Below are 13,613 nucleotides of genomic sequence, written 5' to 3'. Positions count from 1 at the left end.
TCTGGAATATCCGCGGGATAATGCTAGATACCCGAAGTTATGAGTGACAACATGCCAGACAGTGACGGCAACACAGCCGCAGAAAGCCTTGCCTACAAGCTTGAGCGCAACACCGGTGGATTTTTCGACCGGGTTGAGAAACTGTGGCAAAAGAAATGGTTCCGGCTGTTTCTGGCGTTGATCGCACTGGCGCTTATCGGCTGGTTGCTGATCTGGGTTATTTTCGCGCGCGACCTTCCGGATGCCAAGACGCTCCAGCAATATGAGCCGCCCTTGCCGACGATGGTGCGCGCCTATGACGGCGAGCCGGTGCACAGCTATGCCAGAGAACGGCGCGTGCAGCTGGAATTTGCCGAATTGCCACCGCTGCTGGTGCGGGCCTATCTTGCGGCTGAAGACCGCACCTTTTTCGAACATGGCGGACTCGACTATCCCGGCATTGCCACGGCCATTGTTACCAACATATCGAACAGCGGTCGCCCGGTTGGGGCATCGACGATTACCCAGCAAGTGGCCAAGAACCTGCTGCTGACCAACGAAGTGTCCTATCGCCGCAAGGTCCGGGAAGCCTTGCTGGCTTACCGGATCGAGGAAGTGCTGACCAAGGAAGAAATTCTCGAACTCTATCTCAACCAGATTTTCCTCGGCCGTAATGCCTATGGCGTACAGGCCGCCGCGCAAGCCTATTTTGGCAAGGATGTCGACGAGCTGGCTCTGCATCAGATGGCCTATCTCGCAATTCTGCCAAAGGGACCGTCCAACTATCGGCCCGAAACCAACGAGCAGCGGGCGATTAATCGCCGGGACTGGGCTTTGGGTGAAATGCTGGAAAATGACTGGATTACGCAGGAGCAGCACGACCTGGCCGTGGCGCAACCCCTGGGAGCCATTCGGTCTTCCGGTGCCCGGTTTGAACGGGTCGGCGGCTATTTTATCGAAGAAGTCCGGCGCGAATTGATTGAGCGTTTCGGCGAGAATGAAGAAGCCGGACCTTATAGCGTCTATTCCGGCGGATTGTGGGTGCGCACGTCGCTGAATCCCGAGCTGCAACGGATGACCAAGGAAGCGCTGCGGACCGGTCTGCTGCGCTATAGTCGCGGCAAAGGCTGGTCGGGACCGATTAACACCATCGAAATTGATGACCAATGGTCGAAGCGGCTGGCATCCACGTTCATCAGCACCGATCATGCCGACTGGCGCATCGCAGTGGCGCTGAGCCGCAGTGGCAATGGCGCGGAAATCGGGTTCAAGGATGGAACCACCGGCAGTCTTGGCAGTGCGCCATCCAAATTGAAGGCTGGCGATATTATCGCGGTCAGTCCTGCGGGAGGCAGCCGTTATGTGCTGCGCAACGTTCCGAAAGTATCCGGCGGCATGGTTGTGCAAAATCCGCATAATGGCCGGATATGGGCGATGCAGGGCGGGTTTGATGACCGGATGAGCGCGTTCAACCGTGCCACCCAGGCTGAACGTCAGCCAGGATCAACGATCAAACCCTTTGTTTATGCGACCGCGCTGGACCAGGGCATGACCCCGGCGACGATCATCGTCGACAGCCCGTTTTGTGTGTATCAGTCGGCCGCTTTGGGGCGCAAATGTTTCCGCAACTTCGGCGGATCGCGCGGTGCCGGACCGCAAACCTTGCGCTGGGGTGTGGAGCAATCGCGCAACCTGATGACGGTGCGCGCGGCCAATGATGCTGGCATGGATAATGTTGTCGAAACGATCAAGCGGATGGGGATTGGTGACTATAAGCCTTATCTTTCCTTCGCATTGGGCGCGGGGGATACGACCGTAGCCAAGCTGACCAATGCCTATTCAATGCTGGTCAATCATGGCCGCGAACTGGAGCCGACGGTCATTGATTTCGTCCAGGATCGCAAGGGAAAAGTGATTTTCCGCGCCGACAAACGCAATTGTGACAATTGCAATCAGGCCGAATGGAATGGCGAGCCGATGCCGCGTCCGCGTCCCGCCGGCAAGCAGCTGCTCGATCCGATGACCGCCTATCAAATGGTGAATATTCTTGAGGGTGTGATCACCCGCGGTACGGCTCAGAATTTGAAAAGCCTAGACCGGCCGCTGTTTGGCAAAACCGGGACCGCCAGCGGACCGACCAATGTCTGGTTTGTTGGGGGCTCGCCTGACCTGGTAGCGGGCGTTTACATGGGCTTTGACCAGCCCTCGAACATGGGCGGCTATGCGCAAGGCGGCACATTAGCAGCGCCGATATTTCGGCAATTTGCCCAGGAAGCCATGGCCGGCATGCCCAAAAAGCCGTTTGTCGCTCCGCGCGGTATCCGGATGGTCAAGGTGGATCGCAAGAGCGGCAAGCGGGTGTTCGGCGGCTGGCCTTCGGATGATCCCAAGGCATCGGTGATCTGGGATGTGTTCAAGCCGGAAACCGAGCCCAAACGCTCCATTCGCAAGGAAGAATTACTCGCTCGTCTGGAAGCGAAAAAAGCCCAGATCAGGGCCGCAAAAATCGCCGCACGCAATGCCGCGGCCGAACGCGCCAGTCAGCGCAACAGCGGCCCGGCGCGCAATGACAATGATTTCCTGCAGGATGAAGGTGGCATTTACTAAAGTGCTGATGGCGCAGCCCGAGCCGGCATTTTGCCGCTAACTGCCTCGGATATCGGCTCGGCAGAGGGCATTCGAACGGTCGGTCTCGATTCTGTCCACCAGCTGGCGGCGATTACCGCTGATGCCTTTCGTGAGGATCCGTTCAACGCCTGGCTGTTCGACGGGCAAACCGCCTTGCACCGGACCTTTTTCAATCTTGCACGGCATGTTTATGCGCCGCAGGGCTTTTGTCAGTTGCTGCAGGAAGACGGGCAGGATCTGGCGGCGACCATGTGGTTGATGCCGGGAGACAAGTCTGCGCCTTCGCTGAAAGGCATGCTGGCGATATATTGGGGATTGCTCGCCTCGGGTGGCGCCGGCGTGTTGCAGCGCGGGAAAGCCGCGGAGGATGCCATGGCCCGCCACCATCCGACCGAACCTCATGCGTATCTGTTCACCGTTGGCGTCAGTAGTGCCGGGCGCGGGCGGGGTCTCGGGCGGCGGTTGCTGACGCCGGTTCTGGAAGCCTGTGACCGCACGGGAACAATGGCCTATCTGGAAAATTCCAATCCTGCCAATCAGCGCTTTTACGCCAGTCTCGGTTTTGAGCGGCTCGCGCTGTTTCATGCGGTGCCGGGATGTCCGCCGCTCGAGGCGATGCGCCGCGAACCGCGCTGATTTCAGCCTCTTTACAGATATGTAAACTGGCAGAAATTCCCGCAATCCATCGCAAAGAGCCCCCCGGTCGGCTCTGTTTCTATTGAAAAATGGGCAGGGGTGATCAATTCGCTCGGCGGGGCAGCACCAAACAGGGGTTTGGAGTTGACTATGCGTAAACCTCTCATATTTTTTGCCATCACGGCGGTCGCTGCAGTGCCTTCTGTAGCCCATGCCGGTGAACCCTATGTCGGAGCCTCGGCAGGCATTGCCTTGCCCAGCGATTCCGAGAATCGCGGCGAATTTACCGAAGAAGTCGCCGCGACGGCCGATTTCCCCGCCATCCCGGTGGATACCTCACTGGACTGGACAACCGAGCTGGACAATGGCCTCGACCTCAATCTGCTGGCCGGTTACCGTTTCGACAATGGCGTTCGGCTGGAATTGCAGGGCTTTTATAACAAGGCCAATGTTGACCTGCATCGCGACCTCGCCGTTGGTGGCGCGGTGATTGATGGTCTGGATTCCGCTGTTCTGACCCGCGGCGCAGCCGACCCGGCCAATCCGCTGGTGGGTACCGTGCTCAGCACCGATGACGGTCAGATCAAGAATTTCGGGGCGCTGGCAAATGCCTATTATGATTTTCAGATCAGTGAGTCCTTTGTGCCTTATGTCGGCGCTGGTGTCGGCTTCACCCGTCAGGATGTCGAATATGCGCCGTCGGGCGTGGACGTTGTTGATGACAAAAAGACCCTGTTCACTTACCAGGCGATGGCAGGGGCGACCTATAAGCTCAGTCCGTCTTTCGAGATATTTGGTCAATATACCTATCGTCGGGCCAACCGCGGCGACTATGACGTCAATCTGTTGCCAGCCGATCTCGGTATCAGGAGCGAACAGTCACTGTTCAACGTCGGATTCCGGATACCGCTGGGCGGCTAGAGCGGCTGTTTTGCCATAGCGCATAATTCACAAGAGCATGCCGCTTGTCCTCCGGGAACAGGCGGCATGCTTTTTTGCGTGTTTCCCTGCTGACAGCGAGGGTAACCCCTGCTATCGGCGCGCATATGACTGAACGTTCCCTTATCCGAAATTTTTCCATCATTGCGCATATTGATCACGGCAAATCGACGCTGGCCGATCGCCTGATCCAATATACCGGCGGGCTGACCGAACGCGAAATGAGCGAGCAGGTGCTCGACAATATGGATATTGAGCGCGAACGCGGGATCACGATCAAGGCCCAGACCGTCCGGCTCAACTATCCCGCCAAGGACGGAAACACCTACGAGCTGAGCCTGATGGACACGCCGGGTCATGTTGACTTTGCCTATGAAGTTTCGCGCAGTCTCGCCGCCTGTGAAGGCGCGTTGCTGGTCGTTGATGCGGCGCAAGGGGTGGAAGCGCAGACGCTGGCCAATGTCTATCAGTCGATCGAGCATGATCACGAAATCGTGCCGGTCCTCAACAAGGTGGATCTTCCGGCAGCGGAACCGGAGCGGGTGCGCAACGAGATTGAAGAAATTATCGGGCTCGACGCATCCGAAGCAGTTCTGGCTTCCGCAAAATCCGGGATTGGCATCGAAGAAATCCTCGAACAGATTGTCACCAAAATCCCGCCACCGGGCGGCGACCGCGACGCACCGCTCAAGGCGATGCTGGTCGACAGCTGGTATGACCCCTATCTGGGCGTGGTGATCCTCGTGCGGGTCGTTGACGGCGTGCTGACCAAGGGCCAGCGGATCAAGTTCATGGCGCAGGGGACCGAACATCTTGTCGACCGCGTCGGGTGCATGCGTCCGAAGATCGAGCAATTGCCGGAACTGGCCGCCGGCGAGATCGGATTCATTACAGCGCAGATCAAGGAAGTCTCACAGACCGCCGTCGGTGACACGATCACCACCGTCAAGGGCGGCGCTGCGGAACCGCTGGACGGGTTCAAGGAAGTGCAATCGGTCGTCTTCTGTGGCCTGTTTCCGGTCGATGCCGCCGATTTTGAAAAATTGCGGGAAAGCATTGGAAAATTGCGGCTCAATGACGCGAGCTTTACCTATGAAATGGAGACCAGCGCTGCGCTGGGCCAGGGTTTCCGTTGTGGTTTTCTGGGGCTATTGCATCTTGAAATCATTCAGGAACGGCTCAGCCGGGAATATGATCTCGATCTCATCACCACGGCGCCGTCGGTGGTCTATCGGATGGTCATGAATGATGGCAGCGAGCAGTTTCTGCATAACCCGGCGGACATGCCGGATGTCGTCAAGATCGCCCATATCGAAGAGCCCTGGATCGAGGCGACAATCTATTGCCCGGACGAATATCTCGGCGGGATCCTGAAATTATGTCAGGATCGACGGGGGGTTCAGAAGAACCTGACCTATGTCGGGGATCGGGCGCAGGTGGTCTATGACTTGCCGCTCAACGAAGTGGTGTTCGATTTTTATGATCGGCTGAAGAGCATTTCGCGCGGCTATGCGAGTTTTGACTATCATCAAATCGGGTTGCGCACCGGTGAGCTCGTCAAGATGAACATCCTCGTCAACGGGGATCCGGTCGATGCGCTGAGCATGATCGTCCACCGGGACGCTGCCGAAGTGCGCGGCCGCCATATGTGTGAACGGCTCAAAGACCTGATCCCGCGGCACCTGTTCAAAATTCCGGTCCAGGCTGCGATTGGCGGCAAAGTCATTGCTCGTGAAACCATTGCCGCGATGCGCAAGGATGTGACCGCCAAATGCTATGGCGGTGATATCAGCCGCAAGAAAAAGCTGCTCGACAAGCAGAAAAAGGGCAAGGCGAAGATGCGCGAATATGGCAATGTCAGCATTCCCCAGGAAGCGTTTATCGCCGCCCTGAAAATGGGTGACGAAAGTTAGCGCATCCGGCTTTTTCAACGGGCGCTAAGGCTCGCCGATACGCTGAAGCTGGCGGAATGCCTCAAAATTCCGTCTGCGCATCGCAATGCCATTCTCATTCTGGCAGAAATCACCCATATGGTTCTCAGGGACGATGTTGTGGGTAGCGAGCCATGCTGTCATTTTTTGAGTCCAGATCCCGCCGCGAACGCGACGCGATGGAAGTGCGCCGGTTGTTTCGGCAATATGGCGACAAGGCCCTTGGCGTCTTGAACGCGCGCATCAGGGATCCCAGTCTTTCGCGCCGGGATCGCCGTCATTGGCGGCGGTTGCTGCGCAAGGCAAAGCATCGCAAGCATGAATCTCTAACCCAGTCGTGATCCTCGCGATTCCGGCTCGGTATCTTTCAAATGCTGGGAATTACTCGTCCATCGGGCAGGGTTCGATCTTGCCGGGCAGGGGGGCTTTGCCAACCGGGCGGAACCGTGCAAAATAGCCGCCCAGTTCCGGTCGCTCCATGAATCCGATCAGCTGATAGCCTACTGCCTCAAACTCGCAAAATAGCTGTTTCGGAGGAATGCCGTGCTGAGCGAACGGACGATCGACATCCACCACAATGACCTCTCCGCCATCATAGCTGCCGCCGTCGCGATCCGCCCGGATGGACGGCCGCAGACGCGACAGAAAAGCATAGGGTTCGCGGACTTCATGATACATGTGGACCAGGAAAATCCGGTCAAAGCTGTCTTCCGGCATGCGCGGATCATCCGGCGCGCCAAGTTTGATCGAGACATTGTCGAGCTCGTCCCGCGCTACACGATCGGCCAGGCGCTTGATCACGTCCTCGTCAATATCCTGTGCAAGAACGCGGCCGTTTTCGCCGACCCGATCCGCCAGTCTGACGGTATAATAGCCTTCGCCTGCACCGATATCCGCAACTGTCATGCCGGGCTCCAGGCCCGCCGCTTTCATGATTTCCTCCGCCTCACCACGCTTGTCGCGGGCGGTTTCGGTCGACCACTGATTGCCCGCGAGATCCGATACCGGCCGCGACGCGGGCGGATAGGCCAGCGCGGTTTCCGGTCGCCCGGCATCTTCGTCCGGCACCCGCTTGCAGGCCGTGAGCGGTGTCAGGGTGAGGCCCAGCAGGGCGGGGAACAGAATAGCTGTCTTCAGGGAAGGAATAGGATGGGCGCGCAACAGAAGTCTCATAGTGGCAAGACTAGGCGAGCGTGGCGGCAGGGGCAATGGGCTTTATCGGGTTCACCACGGTGCCGGCGCCATCAATCGACGTCGTCAACTTCGACCGTTTCGCCCGTAACCCGCTGGGCCAGAGCGGCGGCGATAAACGGATCAATGGCGCCATCCAGAACGTCCGATGGAGCGGTGGAGGTGGTCCCGGTCCGGAGATCTTTGACTTGCTGATAGGGTTGCAAGACATAGGATCGGATCTGGTGGCCCCAGCCAATTTCGGTCTTGGCCTGATATTCCCCGCTGGCCTCCGCTTCCCGGCGCTGCAGCTCGGCTTCGAACAGGCGCGCCTTCAGCATGCCCATCGCTGTTGCCCGGTTCTTGTGCTGGCTGCGATCATTTTGCGATGCCACCACAATGCCCGTTGGCTGGTGGGTGATGCGCACGGCGCTATCGGTCGTGTTGACATGCTGCCCGCCGGAACCCGAGGCGCGATAGGTATCGATCTTGAGATCCCCTTCGTTGATCTCGACCTCGAAACTGTCATCAATCACCGGATAGACCCAGACGCTGGAAAAGCTCGTGTGGCGCTTCGCGGCGCTGTCATAGGGGGAAATACGGACCAACCGGTGGACACCGCTTTCGGTCTTGGCAAATCCATAGGCATTCTCGCCCTTGATTTCCAACGTGGCGGATTTGATGCCAGCCTGATCCCCGGCCTGATAGTCGACCATCTGAACTTTATAGCCGCGCGCTTCCGCCCAGCGCTGGTACATGCGCAACAGCATTTCCGCCCAGTCCTGGCTTTCGGTGCCACCAGCGCCCGCATGAATTTCGAGATAGGCATCGAGATTGTCCGCTTCACCGGACAGCAGCGCTTGCACCTTGTCGCGATCAGCGCGATCGGCCAGTTTTTCCAGCGTTGCTACTCCTTCTTCGGCGAGGGCGTCATCACCTTCCTCGTCCGCCATCTCGATAAAATCGAGCGCGTCCTGCATTTCCTGCTGGATTTCATTCGCGGCCGTGATCGACTCGTCCAGCCGTCGCCGTTCGGTCATCACCGCCTGCGCGGAGGCCTGATCGTCCCACAGGGTCGGATCTTCAACCCGCGCGTTCAATTCGTCGAGACGCCGCAAAGCCACATCCCAGTTCAGCGATGTTTTTAGCAAATCGATGGCCGCATTGATCCGGTCGACATGCGTTTGAGCTTCCGCCCGCATTATCAGTCTCCAACTAGTCTTGCGCTGGGATTAGACGATGTGGCGGTGATGTAAATAGCCCAGAGGCGGCGAACGGCTGGAAGACGGGGAAGCCTGCGAGATTAGCGGATCAAATCGCCAGCATGATAGATAATATCTATTGAAATACCTATTTGCTTTAGTATTTCCTTTCTGTGCAAAGTCGGTAAACGACACTCATCACAACAACCGGCACAGGTTCTGTGCTGCCACGATTATTTAGGGGTTTACTGATGAAACTACGTTATTCTTCCGCCTGTATCGCTATTGCTGCCTTGATGGCGGTTCCGGCTGCTGCCGCTGATGGCCACGGGGCCTATGACTATGGCGCTGAAAAAGGCCCTGAAAAATGGGGGCAGCTGCACAGCGACTATGCGATCTGTGAAAGTGGCAACATGCAGTCGCCGATCGATCTTGCTGGTGCGAACGCAATGGGCAACGTAGCCCTCTCGGTTGACTATAAAACGGGCCCATTGACGGTTTCCAACAAGGGCCTGACGGTCCAGGCCGATTTCGCATCGGGTTCGACCATGACCAGCGGTGGAACGACGTTCAACCTGATTCAGATCCATTTTCATACCCCGTCCGAGCACGCTGTGTCCGGTAAGCGCTATCCGCTGACGGGCCATTTCGTGCACGCAACCGCTGATGGCAAGCTGGGTGTTCTGGGCGTGATGTTTGAAGAAGGCGCGGCCAATTCCGAACTGGCCAAAATTCTTGATGCAGCACCGGCTGGCAAATCTGATCCACAAACGGTTGCGGGGACGATGATCGATCCGAATGCCATGCTGCCTGCGGAAAAATCCGTATATCGCTACATGGGTTCTCTGACGACCCCGCCCTGCAGCGAAGGCGTCAACTGGCATGTGCTGAACACACCGGTGACAGCCAGCAAAGCGCAGATCGAAGCGTTTGAAAAATTGATGGGCGACAGCGCGCGTCCGGTGCGGGCCCTTAACAACCGTCTGGTTGTCGCACCAAACTAAAACCTGTCGGCGCCCTGGCGATCCTATCTCGCTGCGGCGCCGTCATTTTTACCCAAATCGATTTTTACCGGCCATGGCACGATGTGCCATGGCCATTGTCGTGAGCTGAGCATTGACGCGGATACAGCTCGGCATGACGCTGGCATCGGCCACATAGACATTGCCGGTGCCATGCACCCGCTGGTCCATATCAACCACGCCCTTGTCCGGATCCACATTAATCGCATTGCCACCATGCGGGTGAGAGCTCGACAGCACGACATCGTCCGGTTCCACGATCGCGCTCTGATAAAAGGCGTCAATTTCTGCGTCGGTCATCCCGCGGCGCAGGGTCTGCCCTTTCAGCAAGGCCGGATAGACTTCCACCGCGCCATTGAGAAAATGAACCTTGGTCATGGTCGCAAGGGCGCGGCGGAGCAGCGCCAGTTCAGGCTCGCCCACCTTTAACTTGAGCTTGCCATTTTTCATTTTGCCAAGCCGGTCAGCCGGGAACAGCACACCTGCTGACACCAGCCGGTTATAATTCAGCATGCGGCGGAAATGCTCGTCAAACCAGCCGGGTACCAGAGTTGCCATGCTCATTGGTGGCTGGAAATGGCTTTCGATCAGATAATCGCCGCGATCGACATAGGTCGCCATCTGGTCTTCGTTCCAGACATCCATGTTCTGTCCCTCGGGCATCAGCGCCACAACCGGACAAGCGATGTTCAGGGAGATGCCATCGCCGGATTTATCGATCCCGCTATTCTTCAGCAGTCGGCTGGAAGCGAGTGCGCCGGCCGCAACCACCACGCCCTTGCGGGCGGAAATGCGGCGCTCGCGGCCATCTCTCAGGCGAATATCGATTGCGGTTGCGACGCGCGGCGTGGCATCCTCGTCTTCCCAAATAATCCTGGTGACTTCCGCGCTATCCAGGATCCGCGCGGGCTTGTCCCGGTCGGGGCTGGTGGCATGGGTCAGGAAGCTTTCGGGCATCGCTTTTTTGCGGCCATAGGGACAGCCAGTATTGCAATAACCGCAATAGACGCATTCCGTCGTCGGGGTCTTGGGGCCATAATTTTTGGTGAACCATGCGGTGATCGCCTGCTGATCCATCGGATCACCCGACTGGGCCGCATATTTGTTCCAGCCATCAATCAGATGCGGACCGTTATTGCGGCCGGCGATGGTCGACATTTCCGACACTTCCAGCTTGGCTTCGACCGCGGTGTAGCTCACCGCCAGTTCGGCTTCGGTGACCGGCGCGCCGAGACTGGCCCAGGTTTCGAAAACATCCTCGGCTTGCGGATGGACCAGACCCGCCTGTTTCATTCGCAGGCAGATCCCGTTGTTGATCACGGTCGAACCACCAACAACGCGGCCCTGAAAGATAATCACATCCCGGTCGCGGGTGGACTGTAAGGCCCCATCCTTGAACAGCCGGGCGGTCATCCGCGCTTCCTGATGGGTGATCTGGGAAGACGGATAATTGGATCCGGCTTCGACAATCAGAACCTCATGCCCTTCATCAGCCACAGCCGACGCTGCAACCGCGCCGCCAGCCCCGGAGCCAATCACGATCACGTCGGTTTCTTCCGGAATGGCTTCATGTCCGACAAAAACTGTCGACTTGAGATCACGATCGGTCTGGCGACTGACCGGCAGCTCTCCGGGCGCTGACCGGTCTCTTTGTCCGGGCAGCTGATAGCGCAAGCGCTGATAGACCGGATTGGCAAAATTGCTTTCTTCGTCGCCGGGTTCCCAATGACCATAATAGCCTGCCAGAATAACGCCTTTGGTTCGCGCAATATCCTGAAACAGATCGACGCGGGAGTTTTGTAGGCGCCGGCGGATCATGGTTTGGCGCAGCTTTGGCGAAGCGAAGAAGAAAAACGGACCGCCGAGAATCAAGAACAGCCCATAGAGCGCAAAGCCGATTTCTTTGGGTTTATCGCCGTCCATATGAGAAAAATGGTCTTGCAGATTTTCCACGACCTGATCCGGCGAAATCGCCATGGGGGTGTCATGGAACAGGGCCTGGGTGAGGGCCTTCAACATCCGCGCTTGCAGCGCATTAAATGGTTTCTGCATCACAATGTTCCTCAGTGCGACCCGGGAAACTCATGTATCTATGCCCAGTATAGGCGGTCAGCCGCCGCTCATGCCATGCGATTTCGCAATACCCAGACCGTCCCCATTGGTGCCGCCGGCCAACCGGCCGATCAGCTTGCCCGAAACCATGTCAATTTCGGCGATCCTGTTTAACCCGGTTTCGGCGACATAGAGCCGGCTGCCATCCGGTGAAAATAATATCGTCACTTGCCCGGCCTGTTGCACACCGCTGACCTGGATTTCGCCCTTTGGCTCGCGCGATGCGACGTCAAACAGGCTGAGGGCTCCGTCGACAAGATTGGAGGTGACGGCGGTTTTGCCATCGGGGCTGATCGCAACACGGATCGGAAATTTGCCGGTCTTGAGAATGGCCAGTTGCTCGAAACTGGCAGTATCGAAAACATAAAGCGCATCGCTTTTGCGATCGGCCACCCATAGCGACTTGCCATCCGGTGTAATGGCAAGGCCTTCCGGTTCCGTACCGGCCGCTAGATCTGCCAATTTGGTTTGCTTCTCGAGATCGATCACACTGACCGTTCCGGACTGCATGTTGGTCACGAAGGCGCGGGTTGTATCAGGGCTGACCACCAGCATATGGCTGCCTTTTTGACCGGTTGCGATATTGGCAACCGTGCGGCTTTGCGTTTCACCGGTTGGCGGTGAAACCACCGTGATGCTGTCGCTGCCTTCGGTGGTGGCGACGATCCGACCGTCGTTCAACCAGACAATGCCGTGTGGATTCTTGCCCGGTGTCAGCGCGATGGTTTCGATTTTTTCGTGTCTCGCAATGTCGAAAATATCGATATGTTCAGCACCATAGGAAACTATGGCTGCCAGGCGCTGGTCGGGGGAAATCGCCACTTCATGCGGGTTCTTGCCAGTATTGCGTCGGGCGATTTCCCGTCCGGTTGCCAGATTGATGAAGCTTACCGTGTCTTCACCTTTGTTGCCGACAAGCAGAACGGCATCGGTCTGGGTGGCAATTTCGGTCGGCTGCTCGGCTGCCACCGAACATGACACAAATGACAATCCAAATAACAGACTCCAGGCGAATCGTTTCATCATTGTCCCTTCCAAAAAAATCCCCGACGGACCTTATCGATCAGCCGGGGATGTTCCTAAAATATTTCGCGTGCGTTTGTCACTCGGCTTGGGGCGCGGCGGCGCTTGGGTCTTCAGGAAGACCGCCGAGCTGTGTCACCATTTTGGTATAGGCGTCGAGATAGGCGAGGGCCATCACCCGGCCAATCTGTGTGTCGGTGTAACCACCACCGGCTGCACCAGCAAGAACGCCGCCAAAAAAGCCGCCACCGCCGCCGCCGAACTTCACGTCCGATTTCCGTGCATAGCCTTCGGTAATGCGTTCCATTTCCGTGGTCCGGACGTTGACCAGCGACAAGGTGACATTGGCTTCTTTCTTGTTAACGCGCAGCCCGCCGAACAGACCGCCAATGGTCCGCCCACCCAGCGCACCCGCAATACCGCCGAGCGCGCCGCCGCCGCCCGACCGGTTATTGGCCGAGATAATGTCCGGAACGATCACATAGTCAGCGGCTTTGACCTGGCGTTTGCCGATATTGGACCCGCGTTGCAATTCCCCGGAATCAGCCAGTGCGCGTTCGACCGCACGGCTCGCGAGACCGCGGCCCCGATCAACCAGTCCGAAACAGCCGGAGCGGGCAACAAATGTCTTGATCAAGGCTTCCGGTGATCCGAGCTTGTAGCTGACCCACCAGCGTTGTTCCGGTTCGACAATCGCAATCGTCCCCAGCTTCTTGTAGCAGACCGGAATTTCGGCAACGCCTCTGTCCTGGGCCTTCTGACCCTTTGATTTGCCAGCGGCCAGCGCCGTGCCACTCGATAGTGCCAATGACGAAACAGCCAATACGGCGAAAAATTTCTTCAACATGGGATTCCCTCCGGTTCGTGATTTCAAGCTGAGAACTTATTAGAACGCTTAGTTTGTTTGTGTTGTGAGCTATAGCATAATTTGGACATTTTCTGGCTAACACTTTAATTTATTGGCGAAAGGC

11 protein-coding genes are annotated in these 13,613 nt (G+C 57.5%); 6 read left to right on the top strand and 5 right to left on the bottom strand.

Going from position 1 to position 13,613, the window contains the following annotated elements; all coding sequences use genetic code 11:
• Positions 1–51 precede the first annotated feature (51 nt).
• The 5 genes from ACZ1GS_RS11250 (at position 52) to ACZ1GS_RS11230 (ending at position 6,454) form a co-directional block, all read left to right on the top strand.
• Complete coding sequence (locus tag ACZ1GS_RS11250; protein ID WP_472695279.1) at positions 52–2,586, top strand: penicillin-binding protein 1A; 2,535 nt, start codon at positions 52–54, stop codon at positions 2,584–2,586.
• A gap of 30 nt (positions 2,587–2,616) precedes the next feature.
• Positions 2,617–3,243 (top strand): GNAT family N-acetyltransferase, encoded by a 627-nt coding sequence (locus tag ACZ1GS_RS11245; protein ID WP_472695278.1) that lies wholly within the window; start codon positions 2,617–2,619, stop codon positions 3,241–3,243.
• 150 nt (positions 3,244–3,393) lie between these two features.
• Positions 3,394–4,164 (top strand): outer membrane protein, encoded by a 771-nt coding sequence (locus ACZ1GS_RS11240; RefSeq protein WP_472695277.1) that lies wholly within the window; start codon positions 3,394–3,396, stop codon positions 4,162–4,164.
• Between the two features lie 125 nt (positions 4,165–4,289).
• Complete coding sequence (gene lepA, locus ACZ1GS_RS11235; protein ID WP_472695276.1) at positions 4,290–6,095, top strand: translation elongation factor 4; 1,806 nt, start codon at positions 4,290–4,292, stop codon at positions 6,093–6,095.
• Positions 6,096–6,247: 152 nt separating this feature from the next.
• Entirely contained in the window at positions 6,248–6,454 is a 207-nt protein-coding gene (locus ACZ1GS_RS11230; RefSeq protein ID WP_472695275.1) for a hypothetical protein, read from the top strand.
• A gap of 40 nt (positions 6,455–6,494) precedes the next feature.
• On the opposite strand, the gene ACZ1GS_RS11225 is transcribed toward ACZ1GS_RS11230, so the two are convergent.
• Together ACZ1GS_RS11225 and prfB are read right to left on the bottom strand one after the other, a co-directional pair.
• Positions 6,495–7,274, bottom strand: a complete 780-nt coding sequence (locus ACZ1GS_RS11225) for a class I SAM-dependent methyltransferase (protein ID WP_472695274.1) — start codon at positions 7,272–7,274, stop codon at positions 6,495–6,497.
• 83 nt (positions 7,275–7,357) lie between these two features.
• On the bottom strand, positions 7,358–8,485 hold the full coding sequence (gene prfB / locus ACZ1GS_RS11220) for a peptide chain release factor 2 (RefSeq protein WP_472695273.1): 1,128 nt from the start codon (positions 8,483–8,485) through the stop codon (positions 7,358–7,360).
• Between the two features lie 251 nt (positions 8,486–8,736).
• On the opposite strand from prfB, the gene ACZ1GS_RS11215 reads away from it, so the two are divergent.
• Entirely contained in the window at positions 8,737–9,489 is a 753-nt protein-coding gene (locus ACZ1GS_RS11215) for a carbonic anhydrase (protein WP_472695272.1), read from the top strand.
• Positions 9,490–9,537: 48 nt separating this feature from the next.
• Here ACZ1GS_RS11215 and ACZ1GS_RS11210 read toward each other — a convergent pair whose 3' ends face one another.
• From ACZ1GS_RS11210 to ACZ1GS_RS11200, 3 genes are all read right to left on the bottom strand, one after another.
• A complete protein-coding gene (locus ACZ1GS_RS11210; RefSeq protein WP_472695271.1) occupies positions 9,538–11,559 on the bottom strand; it encodes a GMC family oxidoreductase N-terminal domain-containing protein in 2,022 nt (673 codons plus the stop codon).
• A 57-nt stretch (positions 11,560–11,616) separates the two neighbouring features.
• The gene (locus tag ACZ1GS_RS11205; protein WP_472695270.1) at positions 11,617–12,645 is read right to left on the bottom strand and encodes a beta-propeller fold lactonase family protein; all 1,029 of its coding nucleotides are present in this window, start codon (positions 12,643–12,645) and stop codon (positions 11,617–11,619) included.
• A gap of 76 nt (positions 12,646–12,721) precedes the next feature.
• Positions 12,722–13,489 carry a CsgG/HfaB family protein gene (locus ACZ1GS_RS11200; RefSeq protein ID WP_472695269.1) on the bottom strand — a complete coding sequence of 256 codons (768 nt, stop codon included), beginning with the start codon at positions 13,487–13,489 and terminating at the stop codon, positions 12,722–12,724.
• Positions 13,490–13,613 lie beyond the last annotated feature (124 nt).

The sequence above is a fragment of the Parasphingorhabdus sp. W113 genome (genome assembly GCF_055693205.1).
The sequence above is the reverse complement of the archived record's forward strand: the minus strand, read 5'-3'. Positions and strand labels throughout refer to the sequence as shown.